Source organism: Microbacterium sp. bgisy203, assembly GCF_057706945.1.
This window is the reverse complement of sequence record NZ_JBYIPF010000001.1, coordinates 115894-138316: the sequence shown is the minus strand read 5'-3', so window position 1 is coordinate 138316 and position 22423 is coordinate 115894. Positions and strand designations below refer to the sequence as shown.

Below are 22423 nucleotides of genomic sequence, written 5' to 3'. Positions count from 1 at the left end.
GATCGGCATGGCCCGATCCACTCCGACCGACGTCGTCGTCCGTACCGATGACCTCTCCGTCGCCCGGTCGGGCACCCGCGTCGTCGAGGGGATCACCGTCAGCCTCGGCGCCGGCCGCGCTCTCGCGCTCATGGGCGCGACGGGTTCGGGGAAGTCGAGCCTCGCCGCCTTCCTCGCCGGCGCCGACGACGCGACGCTCTCCGTCGTGGGCGGCGATGCGGCCGTGCACGGCATCCCCGTCCGAAAGCGCGGGCGCGCCCGCCGCACCCGGGAGTACCTCACCGGCTATCTCGCGCAGAACGGCGGACGCGACCTGCCCGCTCGTCTCACGGTGGGGGAAGTCATCGCCGAACCGGTCACCTCGCGCGACCGTCGCGTCAACCAGCGCGCCCTCTCCCTCCAGATCGCGGGGCTCCTCGATGAGCTGCAGCTGCCGCTGGGCGCGGCGTCGAAGTACCCGTACGAGCTGAGCTCCGGAATGCGTCAGCGCGTCGCGCTCGCCCGTGCCCTGGTGCTGCACCCGCGCCTGTTCATCGGCGACGAGCCGTACTCCAACCTCGATCTCGAGGTGCGCCAAGCAGCCCGCGACGCGCTCCTGCGACGCCGCGACGAGCAGGGGATGGCCCTTCTTCTCGTCACCAACGACGCGCCCGCCATCGGCGAGCTCGACGCCGACGTCCTCGTGCTCCGGGCCGGCCATCCCGTCGGCTTCGGGCACGGCACGTCCGACGTGCTGTGGACGCCCGACGGGGGAACGCGCCTCGCCTCCTGAGGGGTTCATCGAGGGGGTGCCGATGTGCACGAGCACCCTTGCGGCTTTGCTAGTATGGACGGGTTGCCCGCTCGCGGGTGACTGATCCTCGGTAGCTCAATTGGCAGAGCAGCCGGCTGTTAACCGGCAGGTTCTTGGTTCGAGTCCAAGCCGGGGAGCGAACGCCCCAGGGCTCCACCCCTGGGGCGTTTTGCGTCGTCTCGCTCCGCTGACACCGACCTCTCGTGCGTACGCGCGCGAGTGGTCGCCGTCGCCGGCCATTGACTCTGCAGGTGCGCCGCTGTGGCCCGCGCCGCGCGCGAGACCCGGTCGTCGACGAAGCGGGGGGTGCGGTCGATGACGCCGACGACGGCGACGGTGCGCCCCGTCGCTCGGTCGGCGATCGGCACCGCGAGGCAGGACCACCCGGGCCACACGCGTCCGTGCTCGATCAGCTGTCTCTCACCGACAGCGCGATCGAGCGTCGCGATCACCCGGAGCGGAGCGGTCTCGGTATAGGGCGTCAGGCGCGGGACCCCGCGGGAGAGGAGCCGGTCCACAAGGTCCGGCCGATCGGCGAGCCCGATGTACCCGAGGGCGGTGGCCAGGATGGCCGGTTTCGCGGGATCGTGCGCCCACTGCTCGGAGTACTGATTCTGCAGCGCCGCGCGGTCGTAGATCTGACCGATGATCGTCCACCCGCTTTCGCGACTGACATCCACCGCCCAGACGGCGCCCCCGGTACGGTGGTGAAGCTCGACGAGCTCGGGCAGCGCGATCGCCCGAAGTGCCCTCTGGTGAGCGGCGCGATCGCCGCGCTCGATCAGGCCCGGGCCGACGACATAGCCGTCGTCGGTGCGCGCGAGCAGGTCCGCCTCGACGAGGCCCGCCGCGATCCGCCAGGCGGTGGCGCTGGGCAGACCCGTCGCACGTACCAGATCGGACAGTCGTACAGGTGCGGCGGAGTCCAGGCATCCGTCGGGCACCGCGAGGATGCGCCCGAGCATCGATGTGTCTCCCATGTGCGCGCTCCGATCGCTCCGGTGCTGCCGTCCCATCTGCCCGCCGGAGGCCGCTCGATCGGCTCTCATTTCGGGAGGACCCCATTGTCGCGCCGACTCCCCGTCCTGCGCCACCATTTCGTGCCCCTCCCGCATGCTCCTTCTCGACGCATGCGGGCGCGCGGCCGACACGGCACACCGCGACGCCGTCTCACTCAGCGGGACGCGCCCCACCCGCATCGACTCCCGGCTCGCTACGCTCATGGGCGCGCCACGGGAACGTGGTGCACGGGGACCGCGCGGCACAGCGCGCGGATGATCGCCGGGCGCACCGACAGTGCATCCGTATGGGGGGGATCGTGGACTTTCTGACGAGGCTCGTCGCACTGTTCACCGATGCCGTGGCGCCCGGCGACACCCGGCGACCGCTCCCGACGATCCTCAACGGGACCGAGGCCAAGGTCGCGAAGCTCGGGGATGTCACGCTCGACGGCGCGTCGTTCGACGCGTGGCTGTCACGCTTTCGCTCCCTGCTCGACGACGCGGCGTTGCGCGAGACACTTCTCGTCCGCGTCCTGCAGCTGAAACTCCCGCGCATCGCAGGGCCCGCGGGCGTCTGGCTGCCCTCGGGCGCGGCGATGCCCGCCCTGCTTCCTCTCGTGCAGCCACCGTGGAGGGGGCTGTGGGTCTACGCGGAAAACCAGTGGTACACCTTCCCGCTTCCGCTCCTCATGGACGTGCTCCTTCAGCGCGAGGGATACACGAGGGGGCGGCTCACGACCCTCGCGGCGGCGTACTTCCGCTCCTACGAGCCGGTGACGCTCGTGCCGCAGGCGGTCTACCGGGGAGATCCCGTGCCGATCGATGACCGACCTGCGCCGGACGACGCGGTCGAGGGCTGGCTCCGCGTCCTGCCCGACTCGCTTCTCATCCGGCTCCTGGTGCAGTCCGCACTCACGTCCAACGCCTGGCGCATCCGTCAGGGAGGCGGAGAGCTGGGAGACCTCGCCGTCCGCCGGATCATCACACCGCCGCAGGGAGATCCCGGCAGCGCCGACGCGCAGACACAAGCGAGCTGGCGGCTCGCGACCCTCATCGATCCGGGCGGTATGCGTTCCGCCGACGGGGTCCCTCCCTTCGTCGCCTCGACGGACACGCCCGCGGTGCCGTTCGACATGGACGAGGGCCTGCGCGCGCGGCTGGAAAGGGCGCTCGGCGCCACGCTCGACGCGGTCACGACGCGCATCGACCCCTGGGTGTCCTCCTTCGCCTGGGCGACCTTGAGCTCCGTCGGCAACCCGGCCGTGACCGCCCGGCGACGGCTCGGCGCGTACGGGTGGGCGCACGGGACGTTCGTCGGCACGCCCGGCCCGACGCCCTCGGGCCTGCTGCACACGCCGTCGCCGGCGAAGACGACCGTCGCGACGATCCTGCGCGACAAGTACCGCACGGCGGCCGAGAGCGGCGAGCTCAACGAGCGCGGCACCGAGCCCTGGGACATGCGGCTCACGAGCGCGCACGTACGGCTCGCGAATGCCTTCGCCGACGACCTGCGTCTCGGCGGCGATCTCACCGAAATCGTCGGCGCCGAAGTGGAGCGCCTGATCGGGGAGGGCCCCGATGCGTATGCGCGCGTGCGCGGCCTGCGCGCCGCCTTCCCCGTACACGCCGACCGGCCCACGCCCTTTCGGGTCTGCGACGGGCTGGCGGCCCTCGCCGCACTCGTCCCCGACGATGGCACCGCGCCCGACCCGCTCTTTCCCCTGCGCGCGGGAGAGTCCGAGCGCCTGCTCCAGCTTCGTGACGCGCTCGATGCGCTCGCGGACCTCCTCGCGGCCGACGGGCTCGTGCACGCGGTCGACCGTTCCCTAGGGCGGGCCGCGGGCGCCATGGATGCCGCGGCGGGGGAGGCGATCATGCCGGAGCTCGCCTTTCCCCGCACGGATCCCAGCGGTTTCGCAACGGAGACCACCGTGCTCTCCGTGCTCCCCGCCGCGGCGGCCGCGCCCGGTGCGCAGGGCGGAGCGCTCGCGTCGCCCGAGGTCGCCGCCGCTCTCGTCGCCCGCTTCGGCGACGACTGGGCGTTCGTCGCGACGCTCGAGGACGGATCGACGCGCACGGTAGGTCTGGACGAGCTGGGGCTCGAACCCGTGCACGCGCTGACCTGGTCGACACGACAGCTCGACGAACTCGTCGCCGTCGGCGGTCCGCCGCTCGCCGTCCGCGAAGAGGAGATCCGGGTGTGGGCGGTGCGCGATCCGTCCGGCGCCAGCGCAACGGTGTCGAGCGTGGATCTTCCCCTGCCGCCGTCGCGTCTCGCCGATAAGTCCGAGAGGCAGGTGCGGACCGCCGTGATCGCCGCGGCCGGGCTGTCGCCGGCATCCGCCGTGGAGGTACAGGCGCCGCCGGAGGACGCACGTCTGTGGACGCCCTGGAGCTCCGTCGGAGAGCCCGTGGCGATGGTGCCGGCATCGCTCATGACAGCGGATGCCTCAGACCCGGCGGACCTGCATCGGCTCGTTCGCATCGCCGCGGGACGACCCGAAGTGATCGGTGTGGTCCCGCCCCCACAGCTCGGCGGCGCGCGCGCCTTCTGCGATGCGCTGGGTTCACCGGCGAGCGAGCGGGATCTGGCGGTGCCGGGCTCGCCGGCTCCCGCGACGGACGCGGCGTACGCGACGCTCGTCGCCCGGTACCGGGCAGTCTTCGCGGCCCTGGCAGCAGCACGCACGGCAGCGGGGTCGGCCGCGGCGCTCGGCGTCGGCGGCGCGGGCGCGCAGCGAGCCGCGATCCGCGTCGCGGCGCAGTGGGGTGTGACCCCGGACTCCGACCCCGCCGATGCCGCGACCTTCCGGGCGGCGATGTGCGGACAACCGGTCCCGCCAGGCGCCACCTCGCTCCGTGATCTGACCCGCACCGTGCGCTCGGTGCTCGCGGAGCGCCTCGCCGCGGCGCCGAGCCCGGGGTCTCTCCGAAGTCCCGCGAAGATGGCGACCCCGCAGAAGGAGGATGCCGTCGACCGGCGTGCGACCGGGATCCCCGACGGTGTGCCCTCCCTGGCGCGTGCGCTCTCGACGCTCGCCGCTCCACAGGGAAACCTCCCGATCCTCATCGAGTGGAGCCTCGCGCGCTTGAACGAGGCCACCGGCATCGCTCCGCAGCCGCGCCCCGGACTCGACGAGGCCTGGCTCTCGATCGCCGCCGCCGTCCGTCCGCCCCTCGCCCGTATCGAGGCCGTGCAGCTGGATGCGCTCCGAGGCGGTGCCGCGCCGCTGACGATGTGGGCGAGCGGCCCGGACCCGTGGCTGGTCGACGAGATCTCAGCCGTGCAGGTGGCGCGCGCAACGGAACCGATCGAGCAGACGCCCACACCCCGATTCCGTGCGGCGTTCGGGCCGCCGACCGCGTTCGACGGTACGAGCGTCGCCGTCGGCGTCGTCGACGCCTATACCGAAATGGTTCCCGTGCCCCAGCGCACCACGAACGCCGCGTTCGGATTCAACGCACCGGCTGCGCGCGCTCCGCAGGCGATTCTCGTGGCCGTGCCGCCGTCGGAGGGCGTCAGGCTCGAGGACGACCTCCTGCATGAGATCCTCGCCGAGACGCGCGAGCTGCTGGTGGCCCGCACGGCGACGGGCGAAGATCTCGCGGAGCTCGGCGACCTTCTTCCCCGGGGCGCCTGCCAGCATCCCTCCCCGTAGACATCCTCTCCGGCCGCGCCTACATCTCCCGGCTGGTCACGCCATGACGACCTCGCCCACTGCCCGCCGCAGCATCTCCGCGGTCACGGAGCCGCACATCGACGACGCCGTGGCCGCTGTCGTCCACGACCCCCTGTGGTTCCTCGCCCGGCAGTGGCAGCTCGGCGAGACCCAGGGGGAGAACGCGACAACGCCGGTGGCGCGCCGAGACGCTTCGCGCCGCCGACGGCGCCGTGCACCGGCTCATGCCCTCCGCCGTACCGCAGAGCGGGGTCGAGCTCGAACGGCGCTACACCTTGGCACGCGACACGGCCGGAAGACCCGTCCTGTGGGTGCAGCGCCAGCGGCGCCCGCTCGTCGCGCCGCCGGCGCGCACCCTCTTTTACGACGTGGCAGAGCCGACGGACGCGCCCGCACCGTCCACCCCGCCGCCCGCGTGAGGCGCCGGAGGCGTCGGTCCGAGCGGGCGAGCGCTCAGGCGTCGAGGTCGTCGATTCCCGGGGTCCACGATGCGCCCGGACGCCCCCACCCGCGCTTGCGGGCGATCTTCTGCACGGTCTTCCAGTCGCGGTCATCGAGACGATCGATGTAGAGGATGCCGTCGAGGTGGTCGAACTCGTGCTGCATGATGCGCGCGCGCCAGCCGTCCACCTCGATGCGGACAGGTGAGCCGTCGAGGTCGGTCCCGGTCACGATCACCCGATCGGAGCGCCGCAGCGGGAACCGCTCACCGGGGAACGACAGGCACCCTTCCGATTCCTCGTCGGGGTCGGGTGCGCCCGGCTCGAGCGGCACCATCCACAGCTCGGGGTTGATGACGACACCGCGCCACGGAGCGCCGTCATCGTCGGCGTACGTGTACGTGTAGATGCGCAGGCCGACGCCGACCTGGGGGGCGGCGAGACCGACACCGGGTGCGGCATCCATCGTCTCGAACATGTCGGCGACGAGTTCGCGGATCTCGTCGGTGATCTCGGCGACGGGGGAGGCGGGAGCGTGCAGGACGGGATCGCCCATGATGCGAATCGGAAGAACGGCCACGCCTCGAGCCTATCGAGGACCCGTGGCGTTAGTGTCGGAGGGTGGATGCCGTGGGCCTGTCACTCGATGACGTCACCGACCAGCTGGTCGGCGTTTTCAAGGACCCCGCGATCCTCATCGGCATCCCGCTCGCCCTCCTCGGCGCGGTGTTCATGTCCTTCGGTGCGCAGTACCAGCACCGGGGCGTGCAGAAGGTCGAGCGGCTCACCAAGACCGACGGCGGCTCGGGGCTCACCGGGGCCCAGATCTGGAACCTCCTGCGTCGGCCCTCGTGGGTCGCGGGCACCGTCATGCTGGGCCTTGCGATCGTCTGCCAGCTCGCCGCCCTCTCCTTCGCACCGCTCATCCTGGTCCAGCCGCTGGGCGCCGTCTCCCTCGTGCTGACGACGCTCCTGAACGCGCGGATCAGCGGTCACAAGCCGACGAGGCGCTCGTTGCTCGCGATCGTGCTGTGCATCGCCGGCATCCTCTTCTTCGTGACGATCGCGGCCATCTACGCGACCGAGACGCCCGTGAGCGACCAGCAGATCCTCATCATCCTGGTCATCCTCGCCGTCGTCGCCCTGACCCTGACGGGGCTGTGGGTCTGGCGGCGCGGCCGCATCGGCGCGCTCTTCTACATCTGCGCCGCCGGCGTCATGTACGGCTTCGTGGCCACCCTCGCGAAGGTCGTCATCAGTCGCATCAACTCGGGCGACGTCGAGTGGCTCACGGTGATCTGCGTCGTCGCCCTCATCGCGGGCACCGCGATCGGGGCGTACTTCGTGCAGACCGCCTACGCCTCCGGCCCGCCCGACCTCGTGATCGCGGGGCTCACCGTCATCGACCCGATCGTCGCGGTGCTCATCGGCCTCATCGTGCTGCGCGAGGCCGAGCACGCCCCGTGGCTCGCCTACGTCGGCTTCGCCCTCGCCGGGGCGCTCGCGGTCGTCGGTGTGTTCCAGCTCGCGCGCTACCACCCGGAGGTGGTCAGCAACAGCCAGGAGCTGCCCATCACCCGCGGGAGCTCCGGCACCGACGGAGACACACCGCGGTCGAACTCGGAGCGTCTCACCGACGCCGTCGCGCGGGTGTGGCCCGACCCACCGGTCCGCGACCGCGAACCGGGCTCGAAGGCCAGCGAGGCGGGCGACGGCGACCGACCCCGGTAAACTCTCTCTCGCCGGGCTTCCGGCGCGGGGCGGTGGCCAAGCTGGTCAAGGCAGCGGGCTCATAACCCGACGATCGTGGGTTCAAGTCCCACCCGCCCTACGACTGATCTCCCGTTCTCCCGTGGAAGTACGCGGGAGATTGCGATGAATGAGCTGAGAGCACACCTGGGAAGCGGCCGGTCCAGGTCCACGTCCTGGGTGGAGGACAGCGCCGGGCGGATCCCCGCCGGGTATGTGAGCGTCAGAGAAACCTGACACGCAAAGCCCATGTCAGTCTTGACGGACATGCCTGATCGTGTCAGGCTTGACGGACACGGGAGGTGAGCATGATTGCTGTCACCGAAGTCGACTTCGGCAACATCATGCGGGACCGCCGCGTCGAGCTGGGGCTCACGCAGGCGCAGCTCGCTGAGCGCATCGGCACGAGCCGCCAGTGGGTTGTCGGGTTCGAGGGCGGCCGTGCGGCCACCGCGACCATCGGACATCTTGTCCGCCTGGCCGACGAACTCCGCCTCGACATCGACCTGACGGCGGCCCCGTGAGCACCGCGCTGACCGCCTACATCGACGGTCGCCGCGTCGGCCGTTTCGCGAGCGACGGCGGCCGGGTCGACTTCACCTTCGACGACGACTGGCGTCGCGGCGCTCGACGCATGGAGCTGTCGCTGTCGATGCCGAAGAGCCGCCAGCACCATGAGGGGCACGCGCCGGCGAACTTCCTCTGGAACCTCCTGCCGGACAGCGAGGCTGTCCTGGAGCGGTGGGGGCAGCGATTCCAGGTCAGTCTCCGCAATCCCATGGCGCTCCTCGAACATGTCGGGATGGACACCGCGGGCGCGGTGCAGCTGAGCGTGCAGGACGCTCCGACCCTCGATGCGGCCGGTGCGCTCGACCCGATCTCGACGGCCGAGATCGCCGCGCACATTCGGCTGCTACGCGATGACCCGGAAGCGTGGCTGATCGCTGGGCACGGCGACGGCTACTTCTCGCTCGCTGGTGCGCAGTCGAAGTTCGCGCTCGCGCGGTCCGGTGACGGGTGGGCTGTACCGACGGGGCGTGCCGCATCCACACACATCTTCAAACCGGGCATCCGCGGTCTTGACCGCGGCGACCTCAACGAGCACCTGTCCCTGTCCGCCGCAGGGCGGCTGGGGCTCGAGGTTGCGGGATCCGCGATCGAACGGTTCGAGGAAGAGACCGTGATCGTCGTCGAGCGGTACGACCGGACGGTCGATGCCGACGGCACGGTGCGTCGCATCCACCAGGAGGACATGGCGCAGGCCACGGGCATCCACCCGTCTGTGAAGTACCAGAACCAGGGCGGACCGGGGTTCCAGCGGGTGACGCAGATCATTCGGTCCGCGCGCGGACGTGACCGGGGGAGCGCGAACAGGTTCTTCGAGGCGGTCCTGTTCAACTGGGCGGCGCTCGGCACCGACGCTCACGCGAAGAACTATTCACTGCTGCATGACGCAGACGCAGGTCCCAGGCTCGCGCCCCTCTACGACATCACGACCGCCCTGCCGTACCCGGACATCAACAACCGCAAGGCGAAGCTGGCGATGTCGATGGGGAAGCACTACCTTCAGCACGAGATCGAACCGCGCCACCTCTTCGATGAGGGCGCGAGGGGCGGGTTCGACGACGAGTGGGTACGCGGCGAGGCGTCCCGCATCGTCGACGGCCTCGCAGACGCCTACTCCGATGCGGCCGCGGATGCCGACCTGACCGACGGGGACGCCGAGTTTGCCGCCCGGATCGTCGACGAGGCCGCTGACCGTGCCGCGCGCCTGCGGCGTGAGCTGGACCGTGCGGAGCGCTCCACCCTCAGCGCGCCGACCGAGACTCGTCAGAGGATCTCTCAGCCGCGAGGGAAGACGAGCGCCGCCTCCAACTCAGGGTCGTTCGCGAAGCGGCGGAACACACCGCCGAGCGACGCGCTCCGGTAACGCGCGGCGTGCGACGCGCACGGACTGGACGCCCTGACCGTAGAAGCCGAACGCGGCCGCCTCGACCTCATCGTCGGCGCCGAGAACCGACGCACGATCCAGCGCCCCGGCGATCGCCGGGTGCTCCGCGGTGCCGGCAGGGGTGCGATCGAGACACCGGTGCAGACGAGGGCGTGGGCGCCCACCTCGAGGAAGACATGCTCGTTGCCACACAAGTCGAAGCCGGCGTCGCCGTCGTGCGCGCGGGCGGGCGGGGTCAGGGCAGATCGAAGGCTGAGCCGCAGACCGACGATCGTGGGTTCAAGTCCTACCCGCCCTACCGTGACGAGATCCGGAATCACACAGTTGTCATTCCGGGCCTCGGTCGGTCATAATGGCCCCATAACCGCACACGCAACTGCATAGTCGCCACGGGTCGGTCCGTTCAGGTCGTAGGGGAAGACGTACCTGAAGAAACGGAGAGAACGATGGCGACGACGTCGACCACACTGGCGCGCGGAGTGATCTTCATCCACTCCGCGCCGCGAGCGTTGTGCCCCCACCTCGAGTGGGCGGTCGGGCGCGCCCTCGGGCGCGCGGTGAACTTCGATTGGGCCGACCAGCCGGTGCTCGCCGGAAGTCGCCGCGCGGAGTTCTACTGGGAGGGCCCGGTCGGTACCGGGGCTGCCCTCGCGACGGCGATCCGCGGCTGGGAGCACCTGCGGTTCGAGGTGAGCGAAGACCCGACCCCGCGCTCCGACGGCGGGCGCTGGCTGCACACCCCCGGGCTCGGCATCCACTTCGCGCAGACCGACACCGCCGGCAACGTCGTCATCGGCGAAGACCGCATCCGCTACGCGATGGAGATCGCCGCCGGTGACATGACGGAGCTGCAGCGCGAGCTGCAGGTCGCGCTCGGGGCCGCCTGGGATGAGGAGCTCGAGCCGTTCCGTCACGCGAGCGACGACGCGCCCGTCGTCTGGCTCCACAAGGTCGGCTGACCCCGTCGGCCGCGACCCCCGCACAGACTCAGGAGGTGAGGCGCCGGTACCGGCTTCGGACGGCTTCCCGGACACCGAGAGAGCGCATCGCTCCTGACACGACAGACGCCCCCGCGATCCGCCAGGATCCGGGGGCGTCTGTCACGCGTGCGGACGTGCGGGCGCTAGGTCGCTCGATCAGACCGAGGCGAACGCGACGACCGCGTTGTGCCCGCCGAATCCGAACGAGTTGCTGATCGCGAGCTGGTCGCCCGAGCCCAACGGCATCGGCTCGCCCGAAAGACGGAAGGGGACCGCCGGGTCCTGCTCGGTGAGGTTGATGGTCGGCGGCGCGAGGCGGTCACGCAGGGCCAGAACGGTGAAGATCGCCTCGAGCGCACCCGTGCCGCCCAGGAGGTGACCGGTGGATGCCTTGGTGCCCGACACCGGAATCTCCTCGACCCGGTCGCCGAACACGCCCTTCAGCGCGGTGTACTCGTTGGGGTCGCCGACGGGCGTGGACGTCAGATGGGCGTTGACGTGCGTGACGTCGTCGGGGGAGGCCCCCGCCATCTCGAGGGCCTGGCGGACGGCTCGAGCCGCGCCCGTCCCCTCGGGATCGTTGGCGGTGATGTGGTACGAGTCTGCCGTCACGCCGCCGCCGACGACGGAGGCGTAGATCTTCGCACCGCGGGCGCGCGCGTGCTCCTCGGTCTCCAGGATGAGGACGCCGGCGCCCTCGCCCATGACGAAGCCGTCGCGATCGATGCTGCCAGGCCGCGACGCGGTCGCCGGGTCGTCGTTGCGCTTGGAGAGCGCCTGCATGGAGGAGAACGACGCGATCGTCACGGGGTGGATGACCGATTCGGTGCCACCGGCGATGACGACGTCGGCCAGTCCGTCGCGGAGGTGCTCGATCGCGTTGACGATCGACTCGGTGCTCGAGGCGCACGCGCTCGCCACGGTGCGGGCATAGGCGCGCGCATTGAAGTGGAGCGAGAGGTTCCCCGCGGCCGCGTTCGGCATGAGCATCGGGACGGTCATGGGGAGCACTCGGCGCGGACCCTTCTCGCGCAGGGTGTCCCAGGCATCCAGCAGCGTCCAGAGTCCGCCGATGCCGGTCGCGAAGTCGACACCCAGCCGCTCGGGATCGACCTCGGGGCTTCCGGCGTCCTCCCAGGCCTCGAGCGCGGCGACCATCGCGAACTGCGACGACGGGTCGAGGCGCTTGGCGACGGGGCGCTCGAGGACGGTGTCGGGCCGGACGGCCGCCTGCGCGGCGAACGTCACCGGCAGGCTGTACTCCTCGACCCAGTCGTACTCGAGGGTGCGGGCGCCCGACGCGCCGGCCAGGAGTGCCGACCAGCTGTCAGGGGCCGTGCCGCCGATGGGGCTCGAAGCGCCGATGCCGGTGACGACGATGCGGGGAGTGCTCATGATGTCCTCGTGCTGCTCCGGTGGGGGCGTGGCAGCCCCCACCGGGGGGCGGGTGTCAGGAGAGCGGTGCTCAGGCCTGGTTGGTGGTGATGAAGGTGACGGCGTCGCCGACGGTCTTGAGGTTCTTGACCTCTTCGTCGGGAATCGTGACGCCGAACTTCTCCTCGGCGTTCACGACGATCGTCATCATCGAGATCGAGTCGATGTCGAGGTCGTCGGTGAACGACTTCTCGAGCGCGACCTCGTCGGCCGAGATGCCCGTCTCGTCGGTGATGAGCTCGGCGAGCCCGGCGAGGACCTCGTCGTTGCTGAATGCCATGGGATTCTCCTTGTGTTGGCGGTGTATCGGGTGGTTCGGGCAGGAGCCCTGCCCGGGTCGGGGTTCAGTCTAGGTGCGGGGTGCGCACCCTCACGGGAGCACGACGACCTGCGCGCCGAACACGAGTCCTGCGCCGAAGCCGATCTGGAGGGCCAGGCCGCCGCTGAGCTCGGGGTGCTCCTCGAGCAGACGGTGGGTGGCGAGGGGGATCGAGGCGGCGGAGGTGTTCCCCGTCGTCTCGATGTCGCGTCCGATGACGACGGTCTCGGGCAGGCCCAGCTGCTTGGCGAACTCGTCAATGATGCGCATGTTCGCCTGGTGCGGCACGAAGGCCGCCAGATCGGATGCCTCGACGCCCGCTGCCTCGAGGGCCTTACGGGCGACCTTGACCATCTCCCACACGGCCCAGCGGAACACGGTCGGCCCCTCCTGACGGAGGGTCGGCCACGGCGCGGTGCCGTCGCGGAACTCGATGAGGGTGTGGTCCATGCCGACGGCGTCGGCTTTGGAGCCGTCCGAGCCCCACACGGTGGGTCCGATGCCCGGGGTGTCGCTCGGGCCGACGACCACCGCGCCGGCACCGTCGCCGAGGAGGAAGGAGATCGACCGGTCGGTCGGGTCGACGACGTCGCTGAGCTTCTCGGCGCCGATGACGAGGGCGTAGTGTGCCGCGCCGGAGCGGATGAGGGCATCGGCCTGCGCGACGCCGTAGGCGAAGCCGGCGCAGGCGGCGTTGAGGTCGTACGCGGCGGCGGGGTTCGCCCCCACGCGGTCGGCGACGACCGCCGACATCGACGGGGTCTGCCGCGGGTTCGAGATCGTCGCGACGATGACGGCGTCGATCTGGTCGGCGGCGACCCCCGAGCGGGCGATCGCCTCGGCGCCGGCCTCGGCCGCGAGGTCGAGCGCGGAGGTCTCGGCGTTCGCGCGGGTGCGGGTGACGATGCCGGTGCGCTGGCGGATCCACTCGTCGCTCGAGTCGATGGGACCCACGAGGTCGTCGTTGGGCACGGCGTTCTCACCGCGCGCGGCGCCGTACGAGTAGATGCGGGTGTGCGCCGCTCCGGTGGACTGGGTCAGGGTGGCGGTCACGCGTCTTCTCCTGTCAGCAGAGCGGCCGCGGCCGCCAGGTCGTCGGGCGTCTTGACCGCGACGGTCGGCACGCCGCGCAGCGCGCGCTTGGCGAGTCCGACGAGGGTGCCCGCGGGCGCGAGTTCGATGATGCCCGTCACCTCATGCGCCGCGAAGGACTCCATGTCGAGATCCCATCGGACCGGCGAGGCGACCTGCGCGACCAGGAGGTCGAGCGCGGCGCGTCCGTCCGCGACGGTCGATCCGTCGCTGTTGGTCCAGAGCGTGAGAGCGGGCTCGGATGCCTCGACCTCCGTGGCCGCCGCGCGCAACGTATCGACGGCGGGAGCCATGTACGAAGTGTGGAATGCTCCCGCGACCTGCAGCGGAATGACCCGTGTGCCGGCGACGGGGCTCTCCGCGAGCGCCGCGAGAGAGTCGAGAGCGCCCGCGGCGACGATCTGACCGGCGCCGTTGTGGTTCGCAGGGGTGAGACCGAGCTCGTCGAGGCGGGCGAGCACGGCATCCCGGTCTCCGCCGATGATCGCGCTCATGCCCGTCTCGGCCGCGGCGGCGGCCTCGGCCATCGCTCGACCGCGGATGCCGACGAGGCGCATCCCCTCGTCGTCGGTCAGGACGCCGGCGGCGACCAGCGCCGCGACCTCGCCGACGGAGTGGCCCGCGACGCCTCCCGGCGTCGTCCCGTCCGCCGTCTCGAGCAGCGCCGCGTACGAGACGAGACTCGCGGCGACGATGAGGGGTTGGGCGACCTGCGTGTCGCGGATGCGGTCGGCATCCCACTCCGTGCCGGCGGCGATGAGGTCGACGCCGCTGTCGGCGGAGTAGCGCTCGAGCCGCTCGCGGACGCCGTCGACGGCGAGCCACGGGGTGAGGAACCCGGGGGTCTGCGAGCCCTGTCCGGGGAAGACGGTGATGATCACTGCTCTATCCTGCCAAGATCTCGCGCCGCGCGCTGGGGGTGGTGTCACAACAAAGCCGGAATGCTCTGTGTGTGTCCCACAATCAACCCGCTCGGCGCGCGCCCGCCGACCGCCGCCGGGTGACCTCCGTGCCGATGGAGCCGATGATGAGCGCGGTCTGCAGGATGAGCGCCTCGCGCGGTCCCGTCGCGTCCCAACCGATCACGTCGGAGACGCGCTTCAGGCGATAGCGCACGGTGTTCGGGTGCACGAACAGCTCTCGCGCCGTCGCCTCGAGGGAGCGTCCGTTGTCGAGGTAGGCCCACAGCGTCGTGACCAGATCGGAGGAGTGCGCCAGCAGGGGGCGGTAGATGCGCTCGACGAGCGTCGCCTTCGCGGCGGAATCGCCCGCGAGCGCACGCTCGGGGAGGAGATCGTCGGCCTCGACCGGACGAGGCGCATTGCGCCAGGCTCCCGCGACCGCGAATCCGGCCAGGGCGGCCCGAGCGCTCTGGCTCGCGTCGATCAGCGCCGGCACGGTCGGCCCGAGCACGAGGTGCCCCGCCCCGAAGCCCGGCTCCAGTCGCTTGGCGATGTCGATGAACGCCAGCTCCGCCGGGGCCTCGTCGCCCACGGGTGCGTCAGCACGACCGATGACGAGCACGAGCCGCGACCCCTGCACGCCGATGAGGACGTCGACGCCGAGTTTGCGCGCGAGGCGGCGCAGCTGATCGACGTCGAGCTGGGGGGGAGTGGTGCCCACGAGCACCGCGACCTCGCCGTGGCCGTGCCACCCGAGGGCGGCGATGCGGCTCGGCAGCTCCTCGTCGGCCTCGCCCGTGAGGATCGAGTCGACGACGAGGGCCTCGAGGCGCGCGTCCCAGAGTCCACGCGCCTCGGCGGCCCGCGCGTACACGTCGGCGGAGGCGAAGGCGACCTCGCGCGAGAACAGCAGGATGCTCTCGCGCAGGTCCTCCGCGCGGCCCGCGACGCGCTCCTCGGTGACGGCGACCGTCACGCGGATGAGCTGCAGCGTCTGCGTCAGGCTGACGCTCCGGAGCAGCTCACGCGGCGCCGCCGCGAAGATGTCGGCCGCGATCCAGGGTGTCGAGGTGGGGTCCTCGTACCACTGGATGAACGAGGCGATGCCCGCCTGCGCCACAAGTCCCACCGCCGATCGCCGTGCCGGCGGCATGTCGGCGTACCACGGCAGCGTCTCTTCGAGCCGCTTGATCGTCGTCGTCGCGAGGTCTCCGGAGATCCGTCGCAGCCAGGCGAGGGTCTCCGCCTTCTCCTGCGGGGTGGGGCGGGCGGGCATCGAGTCGATCAGCTCTCGCCGCCGGCGTTCCCGGTGGTGCCGGCGGTCACGTCGTGCAGGCGGTACTTCTCGATCGCCTGCGCCGAGAGGTGACGATCGACGACGCCGTCCTCCGCGAGCGCCTGCAGGGCGCGCACGACGACGGACGGACCGTCGATCTTGAAGAAGCGGCGTGCCGCGGCCCGCGTATCGGAGAAGCCGAAACCATCGGCGCCGAGCGTCGCATACCGGCGCGGCACCCACTGCCGGATCTGGTCCTGCACCGCGTGCATGTAGTCGCTGACCGCGACGACGGGGCCCTCGGTGCCGGCGAGCTTGTCGGTGAGGTAGGCCGTGCGCGGCTCGTCGGCCGGGTGCAGGAAGTTGTGCTCGTCGGCGGTGAGCCCGTCGCGGCGCAGCTCCGTCCAGCTCGTGACCGACCAGACATCGGCGACGACGCCCCAGTCATCCTTCAGCAGCTGCTGCGCCTCGAGCACCCACGGCACCGCGACACCCGACCCGAACAGCTGAACGCGAGGGCCTTCGCCTTCGCCCTCGGAGATGCGGTGGAGGCCGCGCACGATGCCCTCGACGTCGACACCCTCGGGCTCGGCGGGTTGGATGATCGGCTCGTTGTACAACGTCACGTAGTACGTGACGTTCGGGTCGGGATGGTTCCCGCCGTACATCCGCTCGAGACCAGACCGCACGATGTGGGCGATCTCGTACCCGTAGGCGGGGTCGTAGGAGATCGTCGCGGTGTTGGTGGATGCCAGCAGATGCGAGTGCCCGTCGGCGTGCTGCAGGCCCTCCCCGGTGAGCGTCGTACGCCCGGCGGTGGCGGCCATGAAGAACCCGCGCGCCATCTGGTCGGCGGCCGCCCACTGGGCGTCGCCCGTGCGCTGGAAGCCGAACATCGAGTAGAAGAGGTACACCGGGATGAGCGGCTCGCCGTGCGTCGCGTACGCCGTACCCGTGCCGGTGAACGCGGCGACGGCGCCCGCCTCGTTGATGCCGACGTGCATGATCTGGCCCTGCGGGCTCTCCTTGTAGGCGAGCAGCAGGTCGCGGTCGACCGACGTGTAGTTCTGGCCGTGCGGGTTGTAGATCTTGGCGGTGGGGAAGAAGGCATCCACACCGAACGTGCGCGCCTCGTCGGGGATGATCGGGACGATGCGGTTGCCGAAGTCCTTCGAGCGGAGCAGGTCCTTCAGGAGGCGCACGAAGGCCATCGTCGTCGCGATCTCCTGGGTGCCCGACCCCTTCTTCGGCAGCGAGTAGGCGCTGTCATCGGGGAGGGTGATCGGCACGTGGTGCGTGCGGCGCTCCGGCAGGAAGCCGCCGAGCGCACGGCGTCGCTCGACCATGTACTGGATCGTCTCGTCCTCGGCGCCCGGGTGGAAGTACGGCGGCAGGTACGGGTTCTCCTCGAGCTGCGCGTCGCTGATCGGAATGCGCATCGAGTCGCGGAAGTGCTTCAGGTCATCGAGCGTCATCTTCTTCATCTGGTGCGTGGCGTTCCGCCCCTCGAAGTGATGCCCGAGCCCGTAGCCCTTGATCGTCTTGGCGAGGATGACGGTCGGCTGCCCCTTGTGCTCGGTCGCCGCCTTGTAGGCCGCGTAGAGCTTCTGGTAGTCGAGACCGCCGCGGCGCAGGCCGCCCCAGATGTAGTCGTCGGAGAGGTCCTTCACCATCGCGGCGGTACGCTCGTCGCGCCCGAAGAAGTGGTCGCGGATGAACTTGCCGTCCTCGGCGCGGTACGTCTGGAAGTCGCCGTCGGGAGTGGTGTTCATCAGGCGCACGAGCGCGCCGTCGTGGTCCTGCTGGAGGAGCTGGTCCCAGCCGCGGCCCCAGACGACCTTGATGACGTTCCAGCCCGCGCCGCGGAAGAACGCCTCGAGCTCCTGGATGATCTTGCCGTTGCCGCGCACCGGGCCGTCGAGACGCTGCAGGTTCGCGTTGACGACGAAGGTGAGATTGTCGAGACCCTCGTTGGCGGCCACCTGGAGCTGACCGCGGCTTTCGACCTCGTCCATCTCGCCGTCGCCGAGGAACGCCCACACGTGCGAACCCGAGACGTCCTTGATGCCCCGGTTGGTGAGGTACTTGTTGGTCATCGCCTGGTAGATGGCGTTGATCGGTCCGAGACCCATCGACACCGTCGGGAACTGCCAGTACTCCGGCATGAGCCGGGGGTGCGGGTAGGACGGAAGGCCGAGCGGCGCCTTCGACTTCTCCTGGCGGAAGCCGTCGAGCTGGTCGGCGGAGAGACGCCCCTCGAGGAACGAGCGCGCGTAGATGCCGGGGGAGGCGTGCCCCTGGATGAAGATCTGGTCGCCTCCGCCGGGGTGGTCGGGACCGCGGAAGAAGTGGTTGAAGCCGACTTCGTAAAGGGATGCCGACGAGGCGTACGTCGAGATGTGGCCACCCACGCCGATGCCGGGGCGCTGGGCGCGGTGCACCGTGACGGCGGCGTTCCAGCGGATCCAGCGGCGATAGCGTCGCTCGAGCTCCTCGTCACCGGGGAAGTCGGGCTCGTTCTCGGGGGCGATCGTGTTGATGTAGTCGGTGACCGGCACCTGCGGCACGTTGAGCTGCAGCTCGTGCGACTTGTTCAGCAGGCTCAGCATGATCTCGCGGCCACGCCCTGCGCCCTTCGCCTGAACCAGCTGGTCGAGCGATTCCGCCCACTCCGCCGTCTCTTCTGGGTCGCTGTCCTGGGGACCCTGCGAATACGGATCCTGATCGTTGACCGTCACGGGAGACCTTTCGTCGTCTGGCAGATCATGCCAGGTTCGGGGCTGAGAATGCGCGCGGCTTTGTGAGGCGGCGACAACGCATCCTGGATCAGCCTAGTCACATCCGGACCCGACGGGCTCGCCGAGGAGCGGGAGAAAGCGGTGGGCCCTGCCGGGATCGAACCGACGACATCCACGGTGTAAACGTGGCGCTCTACCAGCTGAGCTAAAGGCCCTGATCCCTCGAGTCTACGATCCCGGCGGAGCGGCGACGTCCCGTACCGCTGTCGGCGGCGCCGCGGAAGATGGTGCGGCTGTGGCCGGACCGCTGCGGGCGGCGCGCGGTAGGTTGGTCTCGTGAAAGCTCGCCCCGCCGACCAGCTCCTTCTGATCGACCTCGCCCGCCTCGACGGCACGATCCGCGCCGCCGACACCGCGCGGCGGAACCCCCCGCAGGGCGCCCGGGTGACCGAGCTCGTCGCACAGCGGCAGGCGCAGTCCGCGGAGCTCACGACTCTTCTCGGCGACCGCGACGACGCCCGCGCCGAGCTCGCCCGCCTCGAGTCAGACGTCGCCCTCGTCGACGCCCGTGCGGCGCGCGACACCGAGCGCCTGGCCGCGACCTCGAACGTCAAGGAGGCCCAGGGGCTCGAGCACGAACTCGCCTCGCTCGCCGCGCGCAAGAGTGCGCTCGAAGACGCCGAGCTCGAGATCATGGAGCGGCTCGAGGCCGCCGATGCCGCGGTCGCCGCGCAGGAAGCCGTCATCGCGGCCACCAACGACGAGGGTGCGCGGGTCAGCGCCGAGGGGAAGGCCGCCGTCGCCGGTGCGACTGCGACGTGGGAGTCGGCGACCCGCGACCGCGCCGCGATCGCCGAGCGGGTCCCCGGCGACCTGCTCGCGGTGTACGACCGCATCGCCGCGCGCGGCGTCGGTGCCGGGCTCCTCCGCGCTCGCACCTGCGGGGCGTGCCACATGGTTCTTTCCGGCACCGACCTGTCGTCGCTCCGCCAAGCGGCCGACGACGACGTGGTGACCTGCCCCGAGTGCGGCGCGATCCTCGTCCGCACCGCCGAGTCCGGGCTGTGATCCGACGGCGGCCGTGACCGCGCGTCCGCGCTGGCGGGCGGTGGGACGCGACGGCGAGGAGATCGTCATCGTCGAGGTGGCCGCCGATCTCGGCGAGCTCGCACGACGGCGCGTGCCCGCCCACGCCTGGGCGACGCTCGTCGCCGAGATCGAGGCATCCGCCGACGACGTGCCCGCACGCTGGGTGTGGAGCGACACGACGCGCTGGTACCAGGCGCTCCTCGCCGCCGGCGTGATCGTCGCGCGGTGTCATGACCTGAGGCTCAGCCACGCGATCCTCCGCGCGAGCGACCTCGTCACCGACGCGCACGATCTCCGCGCTGCCGAGGAGTGGGATGCCCCGCCTTCCGCGCCGACCACCGCGGCCGCGCCCGCGCTGTTCGACCTGGGGGAGGCATCCGGTCGGGTCGGCGTCCCCGACGACATCGACGCCGTGCTCGCCGAATTCCGGCGCGAGGAGCGCGCTGTCGCGGAGACGTCGGAGCCCGGTCGGCTGCGCCTTCTGCTCGCCGCAGAGTCGGCGGGCGCGCTCCTTGCGGAGGAGATGCACGCGGCGGGGCTTCCGTGGAGCCGGGCCGTGCACGAGGAGATCCTCGAGCGAACTCTCGGAGCGCGGCCCGCGCCGGGCACGCACGCGCCCCGCGTCCAGGAGCTCGCAGCCGCGATCCGCACCGCGCTCGGCGACCCGGCCGCGAGCCTCGATTCGCAGCCGAAGCTCCTGCGGAGCCTCCACCGGGTCGGGGTGACCGCGGCATCCACCAGCCGGTGGGAGCTGGCAGAGTACGACCACCCGGTCATCGCCCCGCTCCTGCAGTACAAGAAGCTCACGCGCCTGGCGAGCGCGAACGGCTGGGCGTGGCTCGACGAGTGGGCGGGGGGCGGCCGGTTCCGCCCCGTCTACGTGCCGGGCGGCGTCGTCACCGGCCGCTGGGCGTCATCAGGCGGGGGCGCGCTCCAACTGCCCCGCCAGCTGCGCGCCGCCGTGCGGGCCGACCCGGGCTGGACACTCGTCGTCGCCGACGTCGCCCAGCTCGAACCGCGCGTGCTCGCGGCGATGTCCGGCGACACCGCCCTCGCCGACGCGGCGCGGGGACGCGACCTCTACGAGGGCATCGTCGCGGGCGGTGCGGTGCCCACCCGCGCCGACGCGAAGATCGCGATGCTCGGAGCCATGTACGGCGCGACGACCGGCGACAGCGGACGCCTCGTGCCCGCACTGCGCCGCACGTATCCGCGCGCGATGGGCCTCGTCGACGACGCCGCCCGGGCGGGGGAGGCGGGCGGCACCGTCCGCACCTGGCTCGGCCGCACGAGCCCGGCGTCCTCCGCCGACTGGCGCGAGACGCAGAGCCGCGCGGGAGCCCCCGAGGCGACGGCCGCCGACCAGAGCTCGGCGCGGCGGTCCGCGCGCGACCGCGGGCGGTTCACGCGCAACTTCGTCGTGCAGGGGACCGCAGCGGAGTGGGCACTCGCGTGGCTCGCCGATCTGCGGGGAGCGCTCCTCGCGATGCCCGAAACCTCCCCGAGCAGTGCTGCCGCGGCATCCGGCGCCGCCTTCTCACGCCGTCCGCACCTGTGCTTCTTCCTGCACGACGAGATCATCGTGCACACGCCGACCGACCAGGCGAACGAGGTCGCCGAGGCGGTCGCGCGCTCCGCCGCGAACGCCGCGACGCTGCTGTTCGGCCGCTTCCCGATCGACTTTCCGCTGGATCTGCGCATCACCGACGACGCCGCGAAGTGAGCGGCCCGCGCTCCCGCGTAGACTCGAGCGCGCGAATGGGTCGGCTGGACGGTCGCGTTGCGGGTTCGCCCGCACCGAGGAACGTCCGGGCTCCACAGGGCAGGGCGGTGGGTAACACCCACCCGGAGTGATCCGCGAGACAGTGCCACAGAGAGCAGACCGCCGACGCGAGTCGGTAAGGGTGAAAGGGTGGTGTAAGAGACCACCGGGGTCGTGGTGACACGACCCGCACGGTAAACCTCGCCCGGAGCAAGGTCAGACAGGGGATGCCGACGCGGCCCGCCGAGTCCCCGGGTAGACCGCTGGAGCGGCACGGCAACGTGTCGCCGAGAGAGATGACCGTCCACGGGGCTTCGGACTCACCGTCCGAGGCCCCCGGACAGAACCCGGCGTACAGGCCGGCCCATTCGCCTTCTCGACCCGCACCGTCTCAGCCCTCCTGTGCGGCGAGCCGCGCGACCGGAGTCAGTAGGCGTCGACGATCGACAGCGACGCGGCGCCGATGATCCCGGCGTTGTTGCGGTGCGTGGCCGGGACGATCGGAGTGTTGAGGTCGAGCAGCGGCAGGAACTTGTCCGAGTGCTTCGACACGCCCCCGCCGACGACGAACAGGTCGGGGCTGAGGAGGAACTCGAGGTACGAGTAGTACCACTGCAGGCGCTTCGCCCACTCCTTCCAGGAGAGCTCCTCGCGCTCGAAGGTCGAGTACGCGGCCCACTCCTCGGCATCCTTCTTGTGGTTCGCGCGCTGCAGGTGACCGAGCTCGGAGTTGGGGATGAGGTGGCCGTCGTAGAGGATCGCGGTGCCGATCCCCGTGCCGAGCGTCGTGAGGATCGTGAGGCCCTCGACACCCTTCGCCGCGCCGTAGCGCGCCTCGGCGAGCCCGGCGACGTCGGCGTCGTTGGCGAAGTGGATGGGGCGGCCGAGACCCTCCTCGAAGAACTTCTCGGCGTCGAAGCCGATCCACGTGTCGGCGACGTTCGCGGCCGACAGCGTCTTGCCGTGCTTGACGATCGCAGGGAACGCGACCCCGAGCGGCATGTCGGTGTCGTTCACCTCGAGAGTCGCGAGCACCTGGCGGACGGCGGTCAGCACGTCGTCCGGCTCCGCACCGGAGGGCGTCGCCACCTTCACGCGCTCGCTCACGAGCGCCCCCGCTTCGAGGTCGACCACCGCACCCTTGATGCCTGTGCCGCCGATGTCCACACCGACCGCACGCGTCACGTTCTCCGTCATGGCCACAGCATAGCCAGACA

The 22423-nt window shown here is 71.0% G+C and carries 17 protein-coding genes, 3 tRNA genes and 1 other RNA gene; 11 read left to right on the top strand and 10 right to left on the bottom strand.

Annotation, left to right across the window (positions count from 1 at the left end):
• Positions 1-7: 7 nt before the first annotated feature.
• Together AC3ENQ_RS00635 and AC3ENQ_RS00630 are read left to right on the top strand one after the other, a co-directional pair.
• On the top strand, positions 8-772 hold the full coding sequence (locus AC3ENQ_RS00635) for an ATP-binding cassette domain-containing protein (protein ID WP_431800714.1): 765 nt from the start codon (positions 8-10) through the stop codon (positions 770-772).
• A gap of 85 nt (positions 773-857) precedes the next feature.
• Positions 858-930: transfer RNA gene (locus AC3ENQ_RS00630), tRNA-Asn, on the top strand.
• Here the strand turns inward: AC3ENQ_RS00630 and AC3ENQ_RS00625 are convergent.
• Positions 892-1758 (bottom strand): helix-turn-helix domain-containing protein, encoded by an 867-nt coding sequence (locus AC3ENQ_RS00625; RefSeq protein WP_431801706.1) that lies wholly within the window; start codon positions 1756-1758, stop codon positions 892-894. The two genes, AC3ENQ_RS00630 and AC3ENQ_RS00625, sit on opposite strands and share 39 nt — an antisense overlap.
• 353 nt (positions 1759-2111) lie before the next feature.
• On the opposite strand from AC3ENQ_RS00625, the gene AC3ENQ_RS00620 reads away from it, so the two are divergent.
• The gene (locus AC3ENQ_RS00620) at positions 2112-5453 is read left to right on the top strand and encodes a hypothetical protein (RefSeq protein ID WP_431800712.1); all 3342 of its coding nucleotides are present in this window, start codon (positions 2112-2114) and stop codon (positions 5451-5453) included.
• Positions 5454-5927: 474 nt separating this feature from the next.
• Here AC3ENQ_RS00620 and def read toward each other — a convergent pair whose 3' ends face one another.
• Complete coding sequence (gene def, locus AC3ENQ_RS00615; protein ID WP_431800710.1) at positions 5928-6494, bottom strand: peptide deformylase; 567 nt, start codon at positions 6492-6494, stop codon at positions 5928-5930.
• A 41-nt stretch (positions 6495-6535) separates the two neighbouring features.
• Between def and AC3ENQ_RS00610 the strand changes: the two genes are divergently transcribed.
• The 5 genes from AC3ENQ_RS00610 (at position 6536) to AC3ENQ_RS00590 (ending at position 10573) form a co-directional block, all read left to right on the top strand.
• Complete coding sequence (locus tag AC3ENQ_RS00610) at positions 6536-7645, top strand: DMT family transporter (protein WP_431800709.1); 1110 nt, start codon at positions 6536-6538, stop codon at positions 7643-7645.
• 26 nt (positions 7646-7671) lie between these two features.
• Positions 7672-7745: transfer RNA gene (locus AC3ENQ_RS00605), tRNA-Ile, on the top strand.
• A 226-nt stretch (positions 7746-7971) separates the two neighbouring features.
• Positions 7972-8187: a helix-turn-helix domain-containing protein gene (locus tag AC3ENQ_RS00600; RefSeq protein ID WP_431800707.1), complete on the top strand. Its 216-nt coding sequence runs from the start codon at positions 7972-7974 to the stop codon at positions 8185-8187.
• The gene (locus AC3ENQ_RS00595) at positions 8184-9593 is read left to right on the top strand and encodes a type II toxin-antitoxin system HipA family toxin (protein ID WP_431800705.1); all 1410 of its coding nucleotides are present in this window, start codon (positions 8184-8186) and stop codon (positions 9591-9593) included. The genes AC3ENQ_RS00600 and AC3ENQ_RS00595 overlap by 4 nt, the downstream gene beginning before the upstream one ends.
• Before the next feature lie 467 nt (positions 9594-10060).
• On the top strand, positions 10061-10573 hold the full coding sequence (locus AC3ENQ_RS00590) for a DUF3145 domain-containing protein (protein ID WP_431800703.1): 513 nt from the start codon (positions 10061-10063) through the stop codon (positions 10571-10573).
• A 177-nt stretch (positions 10574-10750) separates the two neighbouring features.
• Here AC3ENQ_RS00590 and AC3ENQ_RS00585 read toward each other — a convergent pair whose 3' ends face one another.
• The 7 genes from AC3ENQ_RS00585 to AC3ENQ_RS00555 form a co-directional block, all read right to left on the bottom strand.
• Positions 10751-11989, bottom strand: a complete 1239-nt coding sequence (locus AC3ENQ_RS00585; protein ID WP_431800701.1) for a beta-ketoacyl-[acyl-carrier-protein] synthase family protein — start codon at positions 11987-11989, stop codon at positions 10751-10753.
• A gap of 70 nt (positions 11990-12059) precedes the next feature.
• Positions 12060-12308, bottom strand: coding sequence for an acyl carrier protein (locus AC3ENQ_RS00580; RefSeq protein ID WP_005049448.1), 249 nt, complete (start codon positions 12306-12308; stop codon positions 12060-12062).
• Between the two features lie 90 nt (positions 12309-12398).
• A complete protein-coding gene (locus AC3ENQ_RS00575; protein ID WP_431800698.1) occupies positions 12399-13400 on the bottom strand; it encodes a beta-ketoacyl-ACP synthase III in 1002 nt (333 codons plus the stop codon).
• On the bottom strand, positions 13397-14320 hold the full coding sequence (locus AC3ENQ_RS00570) for an ACP S-malonyltransferase (protein ID WP_431800696.1): 924 nt from the start codon (positions 14318-14320) through the stop codon (positions 13397-13399). The genes AC3ENQ_RS00575 and AC3ENQ_RS00570 overlap by 4 nt, the downstream gene beginning before the upstream one ends.
• Before the next feature lie 82 nt (positions 14321-14402).
• The gene (locus tag AC3ENQ_RS00565; protein WP_431800694.1) at positions 14403-15617 is read right to left on the bottom strand and encodes a PucR family transcriptional regulator; all 1215 of its coding nucleotides are present in this window, start codon (positions 15615-15617) and stop codon (positions 14403-14405) included.
• Positions 15618-15625: 8 nt separating this feature from the next.
• Complete coding sequence (gene aceE, locus AC3ENQ_RS00560) at positions 15626-18355, bottom strand: pyruvate dehydrogenase (acetyl-transferring), homodimeric type (protein ID WP_431800692.1); 2730 nt, start codon at positions 18353-18355, stop codon at positions 15626-15628.
• A gap of 142 nt (positions 18356-18497) precedes the next feature.
• Positions 18498-18570, bottom strand: a tRNA-Val gene (locus AC3ENQ_RS00555).
• A gap of 121 nt (positions 18571-18691) precedes the next feature.
• On the opposite strand from AC3ENQ_RS00555, the gene AC3ENQ_RS00550 reads away from it, so the two are divergent.
• The 3 genes from AC3ENQ_RS00550 (at position 18692) to rnpB (ending at position 21577) form a co-directional block, all read left to right on the top strand.
• A complete protein-coding gene (locus tag AC3ENQ_RS00550; RefSeq protein WP_431800690.1) occupies positions 18692-19423 on the top strand; it encodes a zinc ribbon domain-containing protein in 732 nt (243 codons plus the stop codon).
• Positions 19424-19436: 13 nt separating this feature from the next.
• Positions 19437-21167, top strand: a complete 1731-nt coding sequence (locus AC3ENQ_RS00545; RefSeq protein ID WP_431800688.1) for a bifunctional 3'-5' exonuclease/DNA polymerase — start codon at positions 19437-19439, stop codon at positions 21165-21167.
• A 36-nt stretch (positions 21168-21203) separates the two neighbouring features.
• Positions 21204-21577: RNase P RNA component class A (gene rnpB, locus AC3ENQ_RS00540), an RNA gene on the top strand.
• 55 nt (positions 21578-21632) lie between these two features.
• Here the strand turns inward: rnpB and ppgK are convergent.
• Positions 21633-22403, bottom strand: a complete 771-nt coding sequence (gene ppgK / locus AC3ENQ_RS00535; protein ID WP_431800687.1) for a polyphosphate--glucose phosphotransferase — start codon at positions 22401-22403, stop codon at positions 21633-21635.
• Between the last annotated feature and the right edge of the window lie 20 nt (positions 22404-22423).